General features: G+C 58.2%; 16 protein-coding genes and 1 tRNA gene. 7 read left to right on the top strand and 10 right to left on the bottom strand.

Annotated elements, in window-relative coordinates; all coding sequences use genetic code 11:
* The first annotated feature begins 39 nt into the window (after positions 1 to 39).
* Positions 40 to 222: a hypothetical protein gene (locus MK208_RS10800; RefSeq protein ID WP_294116518.1), complete on the top strand. Its 183-nt coding sequence runs from the start codon at positions 40 to 42 to the stop codon at positions 220 to 222.
* Here MK208_RS10800 and MK208_RS10795 read toward each other — a convergent pair.
* Positions 204 to 1,475, bottom strand: a complete 1,272-nt coding sequence (locus MK208_RS10795; protein WP_294116517.1) for a tyrosine-type recombinase/integrase — start codon at positions 1,473 to 1,475, stop codon at positions 204 to 206. The genes MK208_RS10800 and MK208_RS10795 overlap by 19 nt on opposite strands.
* Positions 1,476 to 1,623: 148 nt before the next feature.
* Positions 1,624 to 1,713 (bottom strand) — tRNA-Ser (locus MK208_RS10790).
* A gap of 170 nt (positions 1,714 to 1,883) precedes the next feature.
* On the opposite strand from MK208_RS10790, the gene MK208_RS10785 reads away from it, so the two are divergent.
* The 3 genes from MK208_RS10785 to MK208_RS10775 all read left to right on the top strand — a co-directional run bounded on the left by MK208_RS10785 (position 1,884) and on the right by MK208_RS10775 (position 3,622).
* The gene (locus MK208_RS10785; RefSeq protein ID WP_294116515.1) at positions 1,884 to 2,267 is read left to right on the top strand and encodes a carboxymuconolactone decarboxylase family protein; all 384 of its coding nucleotides are present in this window, start codon (positions 1,884 to 1,886) and stop codon (positions 2,265 to 2,267) included.
* A gap of 75 nt (positions 2,268 to 2,342) precedes the next feature.
* Positions 2,343 to 2,978 carry a sigma-70 family RNA polymerase sigma factor gene (locus MK208_RS10780; protein ID WP_294116513.1) on the top strand — a complete coding sequence of 212 codons (636 nt, stop codon included), beginning with the start codon at positions 2,343 to 2,345 and terminating at the stop codon, positions 2,976 to 2,978.
* Between the two features lie 8 nt (positions 2,979 to 2,986).
* On the top strand, positions 2,987 to 3,622 hold the full coding sequence (locus tag MK208_RS10775) for a ChrR family anti-sigma-E factor (RefSeq protein WP_294116511.1): 636 nt from the start codon (positions 2,987 to 2,989) through the stop codon (positions 3,620 to 3,622).
* 45 nt (positions 3,623 to 3,667) lie between these two features.
* Here the strand turns inward: MK208_RS10775 and MK208_RS10770 are convergent, their stop codons facing one another.
* From MK208_RS10770 to MK208_RS10760, 3 genes are all read right to left on the bottom strand, one after another.
* On the bottom strand, positions 3,668 to 4,771 hold the full coding sequence (locus MK208_RS10770; RefSeq protein ID WP_294116510.1) for a GTP-binding protein: 1,104 nt from the start codon (positions 4,769 to 4,771) through the stop codon (positions 3,668 to 3,670).
* A 69-nt stretch (positions 4,772 to 4,840) separates the two neighbouring features.
* Positions 4,841 to 5,566, bottom strand: a complete 726-nt coding sequence (locus MK208_RS10765) for an SDR family NAD(P)-dependent oxidoreductase (RefSeq protein ID WP_294116509.1) — start codon at positions 5,564 to 5,566, stop codon at positions 4,841 to 4,843.
* Positions 5,563 to 6,342 (bottom strand): DUF1365 domain-containing protein, encoded by a 780-nt coding sequence (locus MK208_RS10760; protein ID WP_294116508.1) that lies wholly within the window; start codon positions 6,340 to 6,342, stop codon positions 5,563 to 5,565. The genes MK208_RS10765 and MK208_RS10760 overlap by 4 nt, the downstream gene beginning before the upstream one ends.
* Positions 6,343 to 6,472: 130 nt before the next feature.
* Between MK208_RS10760 and MK208_RS10755 the strand changes: the two genes are divergently transcribed.
* From MK208_RS10755 to MK208_RS10745, 3 genes are read left to right on the top strand one after another with little or no spacing between them, the layout of a single operon-like run.
* Positions 6,473 to 7,825, top strand: a complete 1,353-nt coding sequence (locus MK208_RS10755; protein ID WP_294116507.1) for an FAD-dependent oxidoreductase — start codon at positions 6,473 to 6,475, stop codon at positions 7,823 to 7,825.
* Between the two features lie 59 nt (positions 7,826 to 7,884).
* Positions 7,885 to 9,075, top strand: coding sequence for an MFS transporter (locus tag MK208_RS10750; RefSeq protein ID WP_294116547.1), 1,191 nt, complete (start codon positions 7,885 to 7,887; stop codon positions 9,073 to 9,075).
* On the top strand, positions 9,072 to 9,617 hold the full coding sequence (locus MK208_RS10745; protein WP_294116506.1) for a DUF3833 domain-containing protein: 546 nt from the start codon (positions 9,072 to 9,074) through the stop codon (positions 9,615 to 9,617). Before MK208_RS10750 ends, MK208_RS10745 begins: the two co-directional genes overlap by 4 nt.
* A gap of 5 nt (positions 9,618 to 9,622) precedes the next feature.
* On the opposite strand, the gene plsY is transcribed toward MK208_RS10745, so the two are convergent.
* The 5 genes from plsY to MK208_RS10720 are packed head-to-tail and all read right to left on the bottom strand — an operon-like array spanning position 9,623 to position 12,899.
* The gene (gene plsY, locus MK208_RS10740) at positions 9,623 to 10,234 is read right to left on the bottom strand and encodes a glycerol-3-phosphate 1-O-acyltransferase PlsY (protein ID WP_294116505.1); all 612 of its coding nucleotides are present in this window, start codon (positions 10,232 to 10,234) and stop codon (positions 9,623 to 9,625) included.
* Positions 10,234 to 11,508, bottom strand: coding sequence for a dihydroorotase (gene pyrC / locus MK208_RS10735; RefSeq protein WP_294116504.1), 1,275 nt, complete (start codon positions 11,506 to 11,508; stop codon positions 10,234 to 10,236). The genes plsY and pyrC overlap by 1 nt, the downstream gene beginning before the upstream one ends.
* The gene (locus tag MK208_RS10730) at positions 11,505 to 11,969 is read right to left on the bottom strand and encodes a hypothetical protein (RefSeq protein ID WP_294116503.1); all 465 of its coding nucleotides are present in this window, start codon (positions 11,967 to 11,969) and stop codon (positions 11,505 to 11,507) included. The genes pyrC and MK208_RS10730 overlap by 4 nt, the downstream gene beginning before the upstream one ends.
* Positions 11,970 to 11,973: 4 nt before the next feature.
* Positions 11,974 to 12,405, bottom strand: coding sequence for a hypothetical protein (locus MK208_RS10725; protein WP_294116501.1), 432 nt, complete (start codon positions 12,403 to 12,405; stop codon positions 11,974 to 11,976).
* Complete coding sequence (locus MK208_RS10720; RefSeq protein WP_294116499.1) at positions 12,405 to 12,899, bottom strand: hypothetical protein; 495 nt, start codon at positions 12,897 to 12,899, stop codon at positions 12,405 to 12,407. The genes MK208_RS10725 and MK208_RS10720 overlap by 1 nt, the downstream gene beginning before the upstream one ends.
* Between the last annotated feature and the right edge of the window lie 100 nt (positions 12,900 to 12,999).

The raw sequence follows: 12,999 nt of genomic DNA, 5'->3' as shown, positions 1-12,999 counted from the left end.
GTTTTCTGCCTCCCGTCGGCTCGTTGCTATAGCAGAAGCATGAGCGTTGATCTGGAGAAACTGAAAGCCGCATACAGCAAAACGGCTGCCTTGGTTATCGAGGACCCGGTTTACCTGCCGGTCTTCGAGCGGATCGAACGCGAAATTTCCTTTTTCGAAAAACGGGATGACGCAATCCAGAGGGCCAAGGCCATCGCCGAACGCTACAAAGCGGTCGCCTGAATGAGCCGGAGCAGGTGCGCTAGGCTCGCCCCTTTGCCATATCTTTCGCGATCGAGCGCGTGCCCCATGAGATCACGTCGGATGCGCTCATCAACTCCTGCCGCCAACATGCGGTCCTCGAAGCTGTGCCTCAGGCCATAGAGCGTATGCTTTGGTGTCTCCATCAGGCCGTTCTCGCGCAGGAACTTGTTCACGGTCGCCGACAGGCTGGCGGAGCTGTCCCTGTAGCGTGTGAAGCCGTCCGGACGCGCGCGCATTGCTTCTAGGCTGATGCCACAGAGCGGTATCACGCGCCGAGCGTTGGCGGTCTTGAGCTGGCGAACCACCGGCTCGATGGAAATGTGCGGCACGTTACCGTCTAAGCATATCTGAGGGGCTGTTAAGGCTGCTAGCTCGCTGGGTCGGGCGCCTGTGTTTATCATGGCCAGCAGGATGCAGCGTGCGTCCTCGTTCAGCCCGTCCAGGGCTCCGGCCTCCAAGATTTTTTCCTTTATCCAGGCGTCCGAAAACGGCGGTCGAGACTCGGCTTCTCCCTCTTTAAAACTAAGATCAGACAGAGGGAGAATTAGGTTCAAACGCTTCATCTTGTTTACGGTCTTCAGAACGTCGCCGAGATGAATGAGGTCTTTGTTGGCGCTGCCAGGAGAAAGGCCTTCGTTTTCGATCCTGTCTAGCCACCAAGTGCGGAAATCAAGCATATCATCGCCAGTGATCTCGGATATGGGCTTGTCGCCCACGACAGTGACGAAGGTCTTAATGGCCTTCTTTCGAGGGTTCTGCCACTTGCGGACCTGGTCATCGCTCTTACCCAAGGTCTTCTCTCGGGCCAGGTCCCAGTAGAGCTCTAGAGCGCGTGTAATAGCGATCGCGGGCTCCTTGGCGCCTCCGAGCAGCGCAGCTGCCTCCCGGAGATCTGGCTTACCCTTGCCCGCCGGAATGGCGTCGATCCGATCCAGAAGCTCGTCAGTAGGTAGTTTGGCGACCCTGTCTACGCGCATGTAGCGGAAGCCGCGCGCCTCTGCGAGTTCTCGAGCCGCTCCAAAGCGCTGCTCGGCATCAGAGGTGTCACCGGCTAGCTTGGCCTCCCACCCGGCCAAAAGCTGCTCCCACGCGGGACCTGCCTTCACCTCAGCCTCGGACATGCTGTCCGTGTGCAATGACTGCCAGATGAACCTGCGTGGTTCGACCGATTCATACCTTTTGGGAACCCTCCTGTAGAGGGATAACTTCTTACCTCGGCGTTTAATCGCCATTGTCACCTCGCCACTGATCAGTCGATGTAGAGTAGAATGTACAGCGATTTGTATAGCAAAATAGATCTCAAGATTGGCGTAGTCTTGAGTGTATCGATAGCTTCTTTGGAAAAACAGCGGGTTGCCGCTAGGCCGGAATGATGGGTAATGGCGGAGACGAAGGGATTCGAACCCTCGATACCGTTTCCGGTATACTCCCTTAGCAGGGGAGCGCCTTCGACCACTCGGCCACGTCTCCGCGGACCCGTATATTTGGCACTTCCCGCAGACACAAGGCCCAAATCTCACGAAAGTCAGAAATTTGGTGATTGGATTTTGGGCGGGCGTAAAGGCACCTGTAAAGAACGCTCGCGAGATGGCCTCTCTGCCCCTAAGCTTCTCACAACATTTGTTTTGGGAGGACGTGACATGAGTTTGGATGAGGAGATGTTCCTAAAGGGGCTGGCGGCACGTAAGGCCACGTTGGGGGCAGAGTATGTGCAGAACATCTTGGACAACGCTGATGACTTTCATCGCCCGTTTCAGGAGGCAATGACCGCTTGGTGCTGGGGTTTTGGGTGGGGAGACGACACGATTGATGCCAAAACCCGTTCGATGATGAACCTGTCAATGATTGCGGCGCTTGGAAAGATGACCGAGTGGGAGATCCATCTGCGCGGGGCTTTATCCAATGGCGTGAGCAAAAACGAGGTGCAGTCCATCATCCATGTGGTTGGCATCTACTGTGGGGTGCCTCAGGCGCTGGAGTGTTTCCGTGTGGCCAAGCGGGTCTTTGCTGAGGATGAAAAGTAATCGTTCTGCCACAAGGTGTTACGATTTTCTCTCCACCCGTATGATCCGCTTTGCACAGGACCGCGTATTGAGCATATGGTGAGTGCAACACTTGATATCCCCCGCGCCTCGGCCGCAAAGCCGAAGGTGCGTCGCAACGAAAGGCAGCGTGTGTCGCAAGCCAAAGCCGCGCCCTCGCAGGAAACCCTGTGGATGATTGCCGTGCGTGATCATCGCGACAAGGCTGCGTTTGCGTCTCTGTTTGCCCATTTCGCACCACGGTTGAAAGGCTTTGTGATGCGAAACGGCACCTCCGCCGCGCAAGCGGAGGAGATCGTGCAGGACGTGATGCTGACGTTGTGGCGTAAGGCTCATATGTTTGATCCGCATCGCGCACAGGTCTCGGCTTGGGTTTATCAAATTGTTCGCAACCGTCAGATCGACGTCGCCCGCAAGGAAAACCGGCCCATGCCCGAAGCTCTCAAAGAAGAGCCGGAGGCCGAGCCCGATGCGACGCAGATTGTGGCGATTGAACAGGAAACGGGACAATTGCGTGCCGCGCTTGCCAAGCTGCGCCCGGAGCAGCGTGAGGTGATAGAAAAGGCCTATTTGGGCGAGCTGACCCATCAGGAGATCAGCAACCAAACCGGCCTGCCGCTTGGCACCATCAAATCACGCATACGTCTCGGGCTGCAGCGCCTTCGACACGAACTCAAAGATCTCTCGGAATGAGCCAGCCTATGCCCGCAATCACTCATCATATCCCAGAGCCAATGATGGCCGCCTACGCCGCCGGCACCCTGCCGCATGCGTTTTCCCTTGTGGTGGCCACGCAAGTTTCCATGTCCGCGGAGGCGCGTGCCACCCTTCAGGCGCATGAAGCCGTGGGCGGTATTGTTCTGGAGGATACCAGCTCTGTGGCTGTGTCTGACAATATGAAGTCCAACCTCCTGTCGATGCTCGATGATCCTATGCCGGAAGAACCGGTGTATACACGCAATGGCGTGTACCCTGCGCCGGTGATGGAAGCGCTCAAAGGGCGGGAACCACGTTGGAAAACGCTTGGCATGGGTGTGAAACAGGACATTTTGGCCGAAGATGAGTTTGGGTCCGTCCGGCTGCTCTACATTCCACCGGAACAGGCGGTTCCGGATCACGGTCACAACGGTCTGGAAATGACGCTTGTGTTGCAAGGCAGCTTTAGTGACGAAACTGGACACTTTGGTGTTGGAGATGTGGAAGTGGCCGACGAGACGTTGGAACACACGCCCATTGCCGGGGCAGGGGAGGCTTGCATCTGCCTTGCCGCCACGGACGCCCGGCTAAAGTTCAACGCCTTTGTACCTAGATTGCTGCAGCCGTTGTTCCGCATCTAGGCGCCTGCATGTGTCAATGGTCGCACTTGCGCTGTTTCCCAGCCCTTAAGGTTTGACGGCATCCCAACCGGGAAACACCTTGGGCCGTGGTTTTTCACTCTGTGTGGCACGTAACATGTCCAGACTGCGCTCGACCTCGGCTTGAGTCATATCGCGCGCAATGACAACAATCCGCGTTTTGGTGTCGTTTGGGTCCCAATTGGTCAAAGGCTCTGGACGATCAAAGATGTGTTGAACACCGTGAAACACAAACGGTGTTTCAATGTCTTTGAGAAAGACAATGCCCTTAACGCGCAGAAGGTTCGGTCCTTTCAAGGCAACCAAAGTGTCCAGCCAGTTATCAAAAACCTCGTCAGCAACCGGCGTGTCCAACGTGATGGACCCGGATTGAATGCTTGCATTATGCGGCGAAAACACAGGTTGGGACGGCGCTTTAGACAAACCGGATAGATTGGCCAAAGGGTCTGTTGGCGCAGGGCTTGGCTCTTGTCGTGTCATCCAGGCTAGCGCTTGGGGGCCTGTTGCCTCGCGCCGAATGCCGGACAGGCCAAACATCTTTTGGGGATCGTAGGCGACATCCGTCGCAGTGATGATTTGTGCCGTGGGATTGGTGTCTTTGAGGCGGGCTGTAAGTGCGGCGACTTCAGCGCCAGACACCAAGTCGGTTTTACTGAGCACCAAGAGATCTGCGGTGGCCGCCTGAGAGACGGCTTCAAATTGCGCGTCCAGAGTCTTTTGTCCGTTGGCGGCATCTACCAAAGTCACCACCCCGTCCAAAACACATGTCGTCACCAGTGCATAATCCATCAAGAGTGTTTGCCGGATTGGCACCGGGTCGGCGAGCCCTGTGGTTTCAATCACCACTCTGTCGAAGGCCAAGTCACCCTGTTCGCGGCGATCCAAAAGGTTGGTCAGGGTGTGGGACAGGTCTCCCCGGATGGAGCAACAGAGGCAGCCGGAGGCCATAAGGACCACTTCCTCGTCAGCGACCTCAATAAGATCATGGTCCAGTCCAACTTCGCCAAATTCATTCACAATCACCGCGATGCGATCAGGATTGTCTGAAGATAGAATATTGTTGAGAAGCGTGGACTTTCCCGCGCCGAGAAAGCCCGTGAGCAGGGTAACGGGAAGGCGTGTTTCGGGCATGGGGCACCTTTGGAATTGGGGGTGACAGCGGCCCGTATAGGTAGTGTTATATTATATCAAAATCAACATCTACTTACCGCGATAGATCAGCAAGTCCGGCAGGAATTGCAGGCTCTTCATTACCCAGGAAAACGGGCGCGGGAAATCGGTGCGGAACCGTTCGGTACGCATTGCCTGAACCACCCGAGCGGCGGCGTCCTCGGCCTGCATCAACATCGGCATCGCAAAACTGTTTTTCTCGGTCAAGCGGGTTTTGATGAAGCCAGGGTTGATCAAGCGCACCGTCACGCCGGTGTCCTTCAGGTCATGGCGCATGGTTTCTGCCAGGCTCACCAACGCGGCTTTGCTCGCGCCGTACCCAATGGCCTTGGGCAAGCCGCGATAGCCAGCCAGGGAGCCAATCAAGGTGATGTCGCCATGGCCTTGCGCGACAAACTTGGGGGTGACCTCTCCCAACACCCGCATCGCGCCCATGAAATTCACATCCGCCATTTGCAAGGCTGCATGGCTGTCCCAGTCCGTGGCGGGCATTGGGTCATAAGCGCCGGCATTGTAGATCACGCCGTCGATCCGTCCGACAGATTTGGCGGCAGCCCGCACCGCGTCGGTATCGGTCACATCCAGGATCAACACGCGGGTGCCAGGCAGGGCGGAACACAAGCTGGCCAGCCGCTCGCCATTGCGGGCCGATAGGATCACCTGCGCGCCTTCTTCGCTGAGTTGTTCCGCAATCGCGCGGCCCAGCCCTTCGCTTGCCCCGATCAGCCAATATGTTTTGCCTGCAAACTCAATCATTCGCCCGGCGCCGTGGTTGGGGTGTTCTCAGACAACAGGGTGGTCGGCGCCGGTTGCTTTTTGAGAAACGGCGCTTTTTTGACCCATAAGATGATCGCCTGCCAATGGATCAAAGCCACAACGCGCGCCGCGCCGAGGGGACGGCGCAGTGCGGCCCACAATAAGCTGCGGCTGCGGGCAGGTTTTCGTGGCCCGGCCAAAGTGGCAATCACACCCTGGTCACCGTTTTCATAGGCGATCCGGATGCGCACCAGGTCAGGGGTAAACGCGAAGTTGAAACGGTAGTGCCCCTCAACCTTTTGAAACGGGGAGACATGCATCAGCTTTTTTGCGGTCAGGCGATCAGAGGGCGCAATCGGGCGAAAATCCATGTGAGCGCAGAAGTAGCAGTGCCGGTCGCCAAACGTGTTGTTGACCTCTGCCACAAAGGCACAGGGCTGATCGTCAATGACGGCCACCCAGAAACTCACCGGATTGAAATGGAACCAAAGGAAACTCGGCTGGGTGAGTAGCAAAAGTTGTGCTTCTTCAACGGGAAATCCACGCTCAAGCAACACGTCCCGAAACCATTCCAAGCCGCTGCCGTGATCACGTGCGCCACCATGACGGTGATCCCACAGCGACCAGAGGTTAAACCCGTTGCGCGAGAGCACAGCAGGCAATTTGCCGGGGGCGTCGAGATCGACAACAACAAAGTCCACGCCGTATTTGAAGGCGTTTTTCAGCCCGCCACGGCGGGCATGCATCGTCTCTGCTTGAATGTGGTCCAAAGTCATATGAGTGTTACGCCTATCAAACCGGTTTGGTTCACTCCTGTTCTCCAACACATATGGATTTTTGAAAGAGTGAACCAATCAAATTGGCGCGCCGTATCCCCTTTCAAACGATCAGAAAAAGAGGACCACCATGTTTGATCAGAGCATCGGCAGCCGCCGCAAGATCGCCATCGTTGGCGCCGGGATTTCCGGCATGTCGGCGGCCTATTATCTGTCTGAACAGCATGATGTCACCCTCATCGAAGCTGCGCCACGTCTGGGGGGACATGCGCGCACGGTGGTCGCCGGCAAAAACGGTGATCAGCCGGTCGATACCGGCTTTATTGTGTTCAACTATGCCACGTATCCCTATCTGACCCGCCTGTTTGAGGAACTCGATGTACCGGTGGCGAAAAGCGAAATGAGCTTTGGCGCTTCGATCAATGACGGTTGGCTGGAGTATGGCCTCAACAACCTCAAAGCCATCACAGCACAGAAGCGCAACCTGTTGCGTCCCAAGTTTTACGGGATGATCCGCGACATTTTGAAGTTTGGCAAATATGCCGAAACCGCTGCGGACACCGATGACATCACCATTGGTGAGTTGGTGGATCAGCTCAAGCTCGGCACATGGTTCCGCGACAACTACATGATGCCGATGTGTGGGGCGATTTGGTCCACGCCCATTGCGGATATCGACCAGTTCCCAGCCAAATCTCTGGTGCAATTCTTCAAAAACCACGCTTTGTTAGCTGGCAGCACGCCGCACCAATGGTGGACCGTAGATGGTGGCAGCATTGAATATGTCCGTCGGCTCGAGGCGGCGATGGTTCGGCGTGGTGTCACAATCCGCACCGGCGCGCCGGTCACGAGCGTGACACGTTGTATGCTTGACGGGCGTGCAACGCCGGGTGTGCAGGTGGCGATCAAAGGCGCTGAGGCGCAAGAGTTCGACGACATCATTTTTGCGTGTCATTCCGATCAGACGCTGGCGATCCTCGGGGATGCGGCCACCACAGCGGAACGGGCGGCGTTGTCCGCGATCCGCTACCAGCCCAACCGCGCGGTGCTACACCGCGATGACAGCGTTATGCCCAAGGCGCGCGATTGCTGGTCCAGTTGGTCCTACCGCTCCCAAAACGGCGCAATTGGCCTGAGCTACTGGATGAACCGGCTGCAAAACATCGACGAAAGCGATCCGCTGTTTGTCACTCTGAACCCGACGTCTGAAATCCCTGCGGAGCTGGTTTACGACGACGTCACTTTTGCCCATCCGGTGTTCGATAAGGCCGCAATCAAGGCCCAAAAAGACATCGCGGCGATGCAGGGCCTCAACCGCACGTGGTTTGCGGGGGCGTATAACCGGCATGGCTTCCACGAGGACGGCATTGCCAGCGCGATGGCGGTTGTGGACTTGATCGGCGCGCAGCAGGTTGCTGCGCCAACGGATCTGACCCAGACCCGCGAAGCCGCAAACGGAGCGTGGTTGCGCGACGCAAGCTGATCGTGTCTTCACCCAATCAATATAAATATGGCTACCCACGGGTGAGCCTCTATGCCCTGATGCTCGCTGCGGCGGGCATCCCGCTCTATATCCATTTGCCGCGCTTTGCCTCGGTTGAGCTGGGCATAGGATTGGCGGCGCTGGGCAGCTTGCTGCTGGCGCTGCGGGTGATCGATTTGGTGCAAGACCCTCTGATCGGCTGGGCGATTGATCGCTTCCCCAAAGCGCAAAATTTCTTTGCGTTGAGCGCAGCCTCCGGGCTGGCCATCGGCTTTCCACTGTTGTTTTCCGTGACGGGGCAAGGCGGCATGCTGCGCCTCACCGTTGTTCTGATCTTGCTGTTCTCCGCCTACAGCCTTGGCATGATCCTACTCTATGCGCGCAGCGCCACTTTGGCCAAAACGCCCACCACACCGGACCTGATGCGTTTGGCGGCTTGGCGTGAGGGCGGGATGCTCACCGGTGTGATCCTCGCGGCCATGTTACCGGCGCTTTTGGTAGGCATGGGGGCTGCAGGTGAAGGCTATGGCGCTTTTGGTTGGGCGCTGGGCGGCGTGGCCGTGGTGGCTGCGGTGATCAGCTATCCGATCTGGCAACGCCCGGTGATCAAAGGCGAAAAACCCTCGTTGCAAGGCCTCGCACAAGCCGGCGCGCTTAAGCTCCTGCTGCTGGCCTTGGTCAACAGCCTGCCGGTCGCAATTACGTCCACGCTCTTCCTGTTTTTTGTCGAGGACCGCCTGATGCTCGCAGGCCAAGCCGGCCCGCTTCTGGTGTTGTTTTTCCTTTCGGCAGGTCTCAGCGTGCCGCTCTGGACTCGACTGGCCAACCGCGTGGGTGGGCGCCAAGCGCTCCTGATTGCTATGCCGTTGGCAATCGGCAGCTTTGTTGGCGCGGCCTTTTTGGCGCCGGGTCAAATGGCGGGCTTTGCGGTGATCTGTTTGGCGTCTGGCGCAGCTTTGGGCGCGGATATGGTGATCCTTCCAGCGCTCTTCTCCGTATCCCTCGCAAATGCAGGGCTCAACGCAGCGTTGGCCTTTGGCGTTTGGTCCTTTGCTGGAAAACTGGCCCTTGCTCTGGCGGCATTCTTTGTATTGCCGCTGTTGCAGGCCGCCGGGTTTCAGCCGGGCCAACCCAACGCGCCAGAACCGCTGACAATGCTGACCATTGCCTACGCTGTGGTGCCCTGTGTGTTGAAACTTTTTGCGTTGGCCCTTGTGCTGACTTTGCCCACCAAGGAGGCAGTGGCATGAAACTGTTCACCCTTTTCCTGATGATGACCCTCGGACTGGTCTATATGAAATCCCGGCTGTTTAGCTTCCGCGCCCAAACGGCTTCGGATTATGCTGGCCTCGGCCCCGCAATTTCCCTGCGCGAGCATCTGAACGGAGAGATCCTGTCAGAAGGTCTGATCTACGGTCCCAACGGGCGTGTGACCAACAGCTTTGTCGCCAAAATGGTCGGCCAATGGGAAGGCAACAAAGGCACGCTGAGCGAGGCGTTTACCTACTCCAATGGCAAACAACAGAACCGCAAATGGTTCCTGACCATGGGCAACGACAACCGGTTTACCGCCACGGCCGATGACATTGTCGGCGAGGCCACCGGCGAGGTGTCTGGCGCAACGATCCGCATGGACTACACCATCGTGCTGCCTGAGGACTCCGGCGGTCACAAACTCAACGTGACCGATTGGCTCTATCTGACCGAAAGCGGCGTGATCATGAACCGCTCAGAGATGCGCAAATTTGGGCTGAAGGTGGCGGAACTCGTCGCCACCATGCGGCCGCAGTAGAACGCTTAGCCTTTCTTGGCACCGATCTTCGGCTCGGTGCCAGCCCGCAGACGGGCGATGTTCTCATGATGGCGGGCAAAAACAATCACCGCTAGCAGGATCGCCAGAACGACTGCGCTGCCATAGCCTAAAATCAGCATCCAGACGGCGCTGGAGGCCGCCGCCACCAAAGCGGAGAGCGATGAAATCCGGCTCACCGCAGCGGTCGCCAGCCAAGTGAGACAGCAGGCAATGCCGACAGGCCACGCCAAAGCCAACATCAGGCCGAGGAAGGTCGCAACCCCTTTGCCGCCTTTGAACTTCAACCACACCGGATAGCAGTGGCCCAGGAAGGCCATCAGCCCCGCCACCTGCGCCGCGTCTTCGCCAGCCATGGCCCGCGCGATCAGCACGGCCACCGCTCCTTTGCCGCCATCTAGGATCAGGGTCAGCGCCGCCGCCTTCTTGCTGCCAGTGCGCAACACGTTGGTGGCGCCAATGTTACCTGATCCAATCTCGCGCAGATTGCCCAGCCCCATGACCTTGGACAAAACCATGCCAAAGGGGATCGACCCCAGCACATAGCCAACAACCGCCCAGAGCAGCAGGGCAGGCAACGCAGTTTCCAAGACGGGCATCAATCTCTCCGGTATACGGCCGCACCGGCCACGTAAGTTGCCAGCACCTTACCCTGCAGGCGGGCGCCGTCAAACGGCGTGTTTTTGGATTTGGACTTCAGCTTAAACCGGTCGAGCACAAACGGCGCATCCGCGTCAAACAGCACCAGATCCGCAGGCGCCCCCGCTTCCAACCGGCCACTGTTGAGCCCCAGACGTTTGGCCGGGTTCAGCGCCATGGCGCGGAACAGTTCCGGCAGCGTCAGGCTGCCGTTGTGATAGAGTCGTAGTGCCGCTGGTAGCAGGGTTTCCAGCCCCACTGCACCAGAGGCTGCTTCCTCAAACGGCAGGCGCTTGCTCTCTTCGTCCTGCGGCGTGTGCATCGAGGAAATTGTGTCAATCAACCCGGATTTCACCGCGTCGATCAGCGCCAATCGATCCTCTTCCGCCCGCAGCGGCGGCTTGATTTTAAAAAACGTGCGATAGTCCGCCACGTCCAACTCGTTCAGTGTCAGATGGTGGATCGACGTGCCCGCCGTCACGTCCAGCCCGTTCTTCTTGGCGCGCTCCAAAGCGGGCAGGGCCCGGGCGGCAGTGATCTGATCGGCGTGGTACTTTGCGCCGGTCATCTCCACCAGCGCCATGTCTCGGTCCAGCCCCATACGCTCTGCCATCGGCGACACCGCTGGCAAACCGCGCAGCGCTGCAAACTTGCCCGCCGTGGCCGCCGCGCCTTTGGACAGGCCCGGGTCCTGCGGATGCGCAATCACCAACGCGCCACAAGAGCGCGCATAGCTTAACGCGCGGGACAGCACCTTGGGGTCGGTCACCACGTTGTCGCAGTCGGTGAAGGCCACCGCGCCCGCATCCAACAAGAAGCCGATCTCCGTCATCTCTTTGCCGTCGCGGCCTTTGGTCAACGCCGCCATCGGCAGCACATTCACCGGAGCGGCCTCATTGGCGCGGCGTTCGACAAACTCCAGCACCTCCGGCGTGTCGATCGCCGGGAGCGTGTCGGGACGCGTGACCATGGTGGTCACACCACCCGCCGCCGCCGCTGCGCCAGCGGATTTGTAGCTTTCCTTGTGGCGCTCCCCTGGCTCACAGACCTTCACGCCAATATCCACAATCCCCGGCGCCAGACATTTGCCACCGCAATCGACAACCTCATCTGCCTGTGGCGCGGCCTCATAGCCCACCTCTGCAATGACGTCATCGGCCACCAAGACCCACCCAAGGGCGTCGCTGTCCTTGGCCGGATCAATCAAACGGGCGTTTGTGAAGAGCGTGCTCATTGTAGGTGCCTTTCGATGGCGGTTTTGAGGGTTTGAGGGTTGGGCAATCCAGTAATTTTGAGCCCGTCTGCCAACTTGGAGCCTTTCACCTTAAGGGTGTCATAGCTTGCCGTGACTTCGGTTACTGCCTGATGCGTCAGTCGATCACCATTTGGGAGCAGTGTTCTCCGGTTTGTCACGACAACGGGCCGTTCAAAAACACCTTGTGTGAGCTTTCTATGAAGGCGTGTCGCAAGAGGGGTGATCCCGAGCGCAATTATCAAAAATGTCAAAATGTGAAGCGCAGATCTGTCGAGCATGTTTTCTGGCAACAGATCGACCACAAAGAAATAGTAGAGCAGGCATGCGACACACATAATTGCGTAAAGCACGTAAGCCGGTCGTATGTTGTAGCTTTGGTTTTGAGCAAAGACGATGCTTTCCCCATCTTCCAATTCGTATCCATACAAATCGTCGTTCATGATGTTATGCACCTTTCACGCGCTCAATCGCGGCCATGGTGGCCTGCGGGTCCGCTTGGTATTTGATCAGGTGCTTGTCGCCGTTTTTCGTGACCACCTGGACAAAGCTGCCCAATTTGTTCAGCTCGGCAATGTTGGTGAGCGCAATCGCCCGCCCGCCGCGGCCAAGCAGCCGTTGGTTGGTCAAATCCCAGCGCACGGCCAATTCATCAGACATCAGGTAGCCCGCGCGCACCACAACCGCGGCCAAGCCTCCAACGGCACCGGTCCAGACATAAGGGTTGCCCACGGCCCACAAGATGCCCATGCCGGCGGCCATGGCTCCGGCGGCGATCCAGGCGTTGGTGCGCACATAGCTGCTGCGTTCGCCTTGAAAGCTCTGCATCACGGTCTCGCCGTCCAAAAGCTCTGCGGTGGGTGTCAAAAGATCAGGCATCACAAAATCCAGAACAGCAGCACGCCCAGTACAAGCGCAACAAGGGGCAGGGCCACGAGGGCCAGCAAAAGTGTCATATGTGGGTTGGAGGACGGGGCGGGTGGCGTTTCCCCACCGGTCGGGGCCGCGCCTTTGGCGCTTGCATCCGGCAGCGGTTCAAAATGCACCGGCGCGCCATCTTCTTTGTAGGTGCCAATCCAGCGCAGCGGCGCTTTGGGGGACAATGTCTGCGCCACGCCATCAAAGGCCGCCGACAGCACAACCAGCACCCAGCCCTTTTGCGCCGCCAAGCGCGCGGCGTCTTCGTCCACGTCCTTTTGGGCAATGCCAAGGCCTTCGACCATGTAGCCGGTCAGGCCAAGCTCTTCGAGGTCGCTCACCGGGAACAGCTCGATGAAGTCTTCATCCAGATAGGTGAAACCAAGCGCCTCCTTCAAAGGCCAGGACAGCAGCGCGCCATCTGCGCCAGTCTTCTGTGCACGAAATGTGTCCATGTCCTCAGACGGCAGATCAACGGCAAACAGCCTCACCAAGCCACGTTCTGAAGAGGAGACCTGCACGTGCCTTAGCCCCCGATCCAGATCATCAGGCCGA

Origin of the sequence: Shimia sp. (assembly GCF_022448905.1) — a bacterium.
Taxonomy (GTDB): Bacteria; Pseudomonadota; Alphaproteobacteria; order Rhodobacterales; family Rhodobacteraceae; genus Shimia.
Note: the sequence above shows the minus strand (reverse complement) of the source record. Positions and strands in the feature narration are given on the sequence as shown.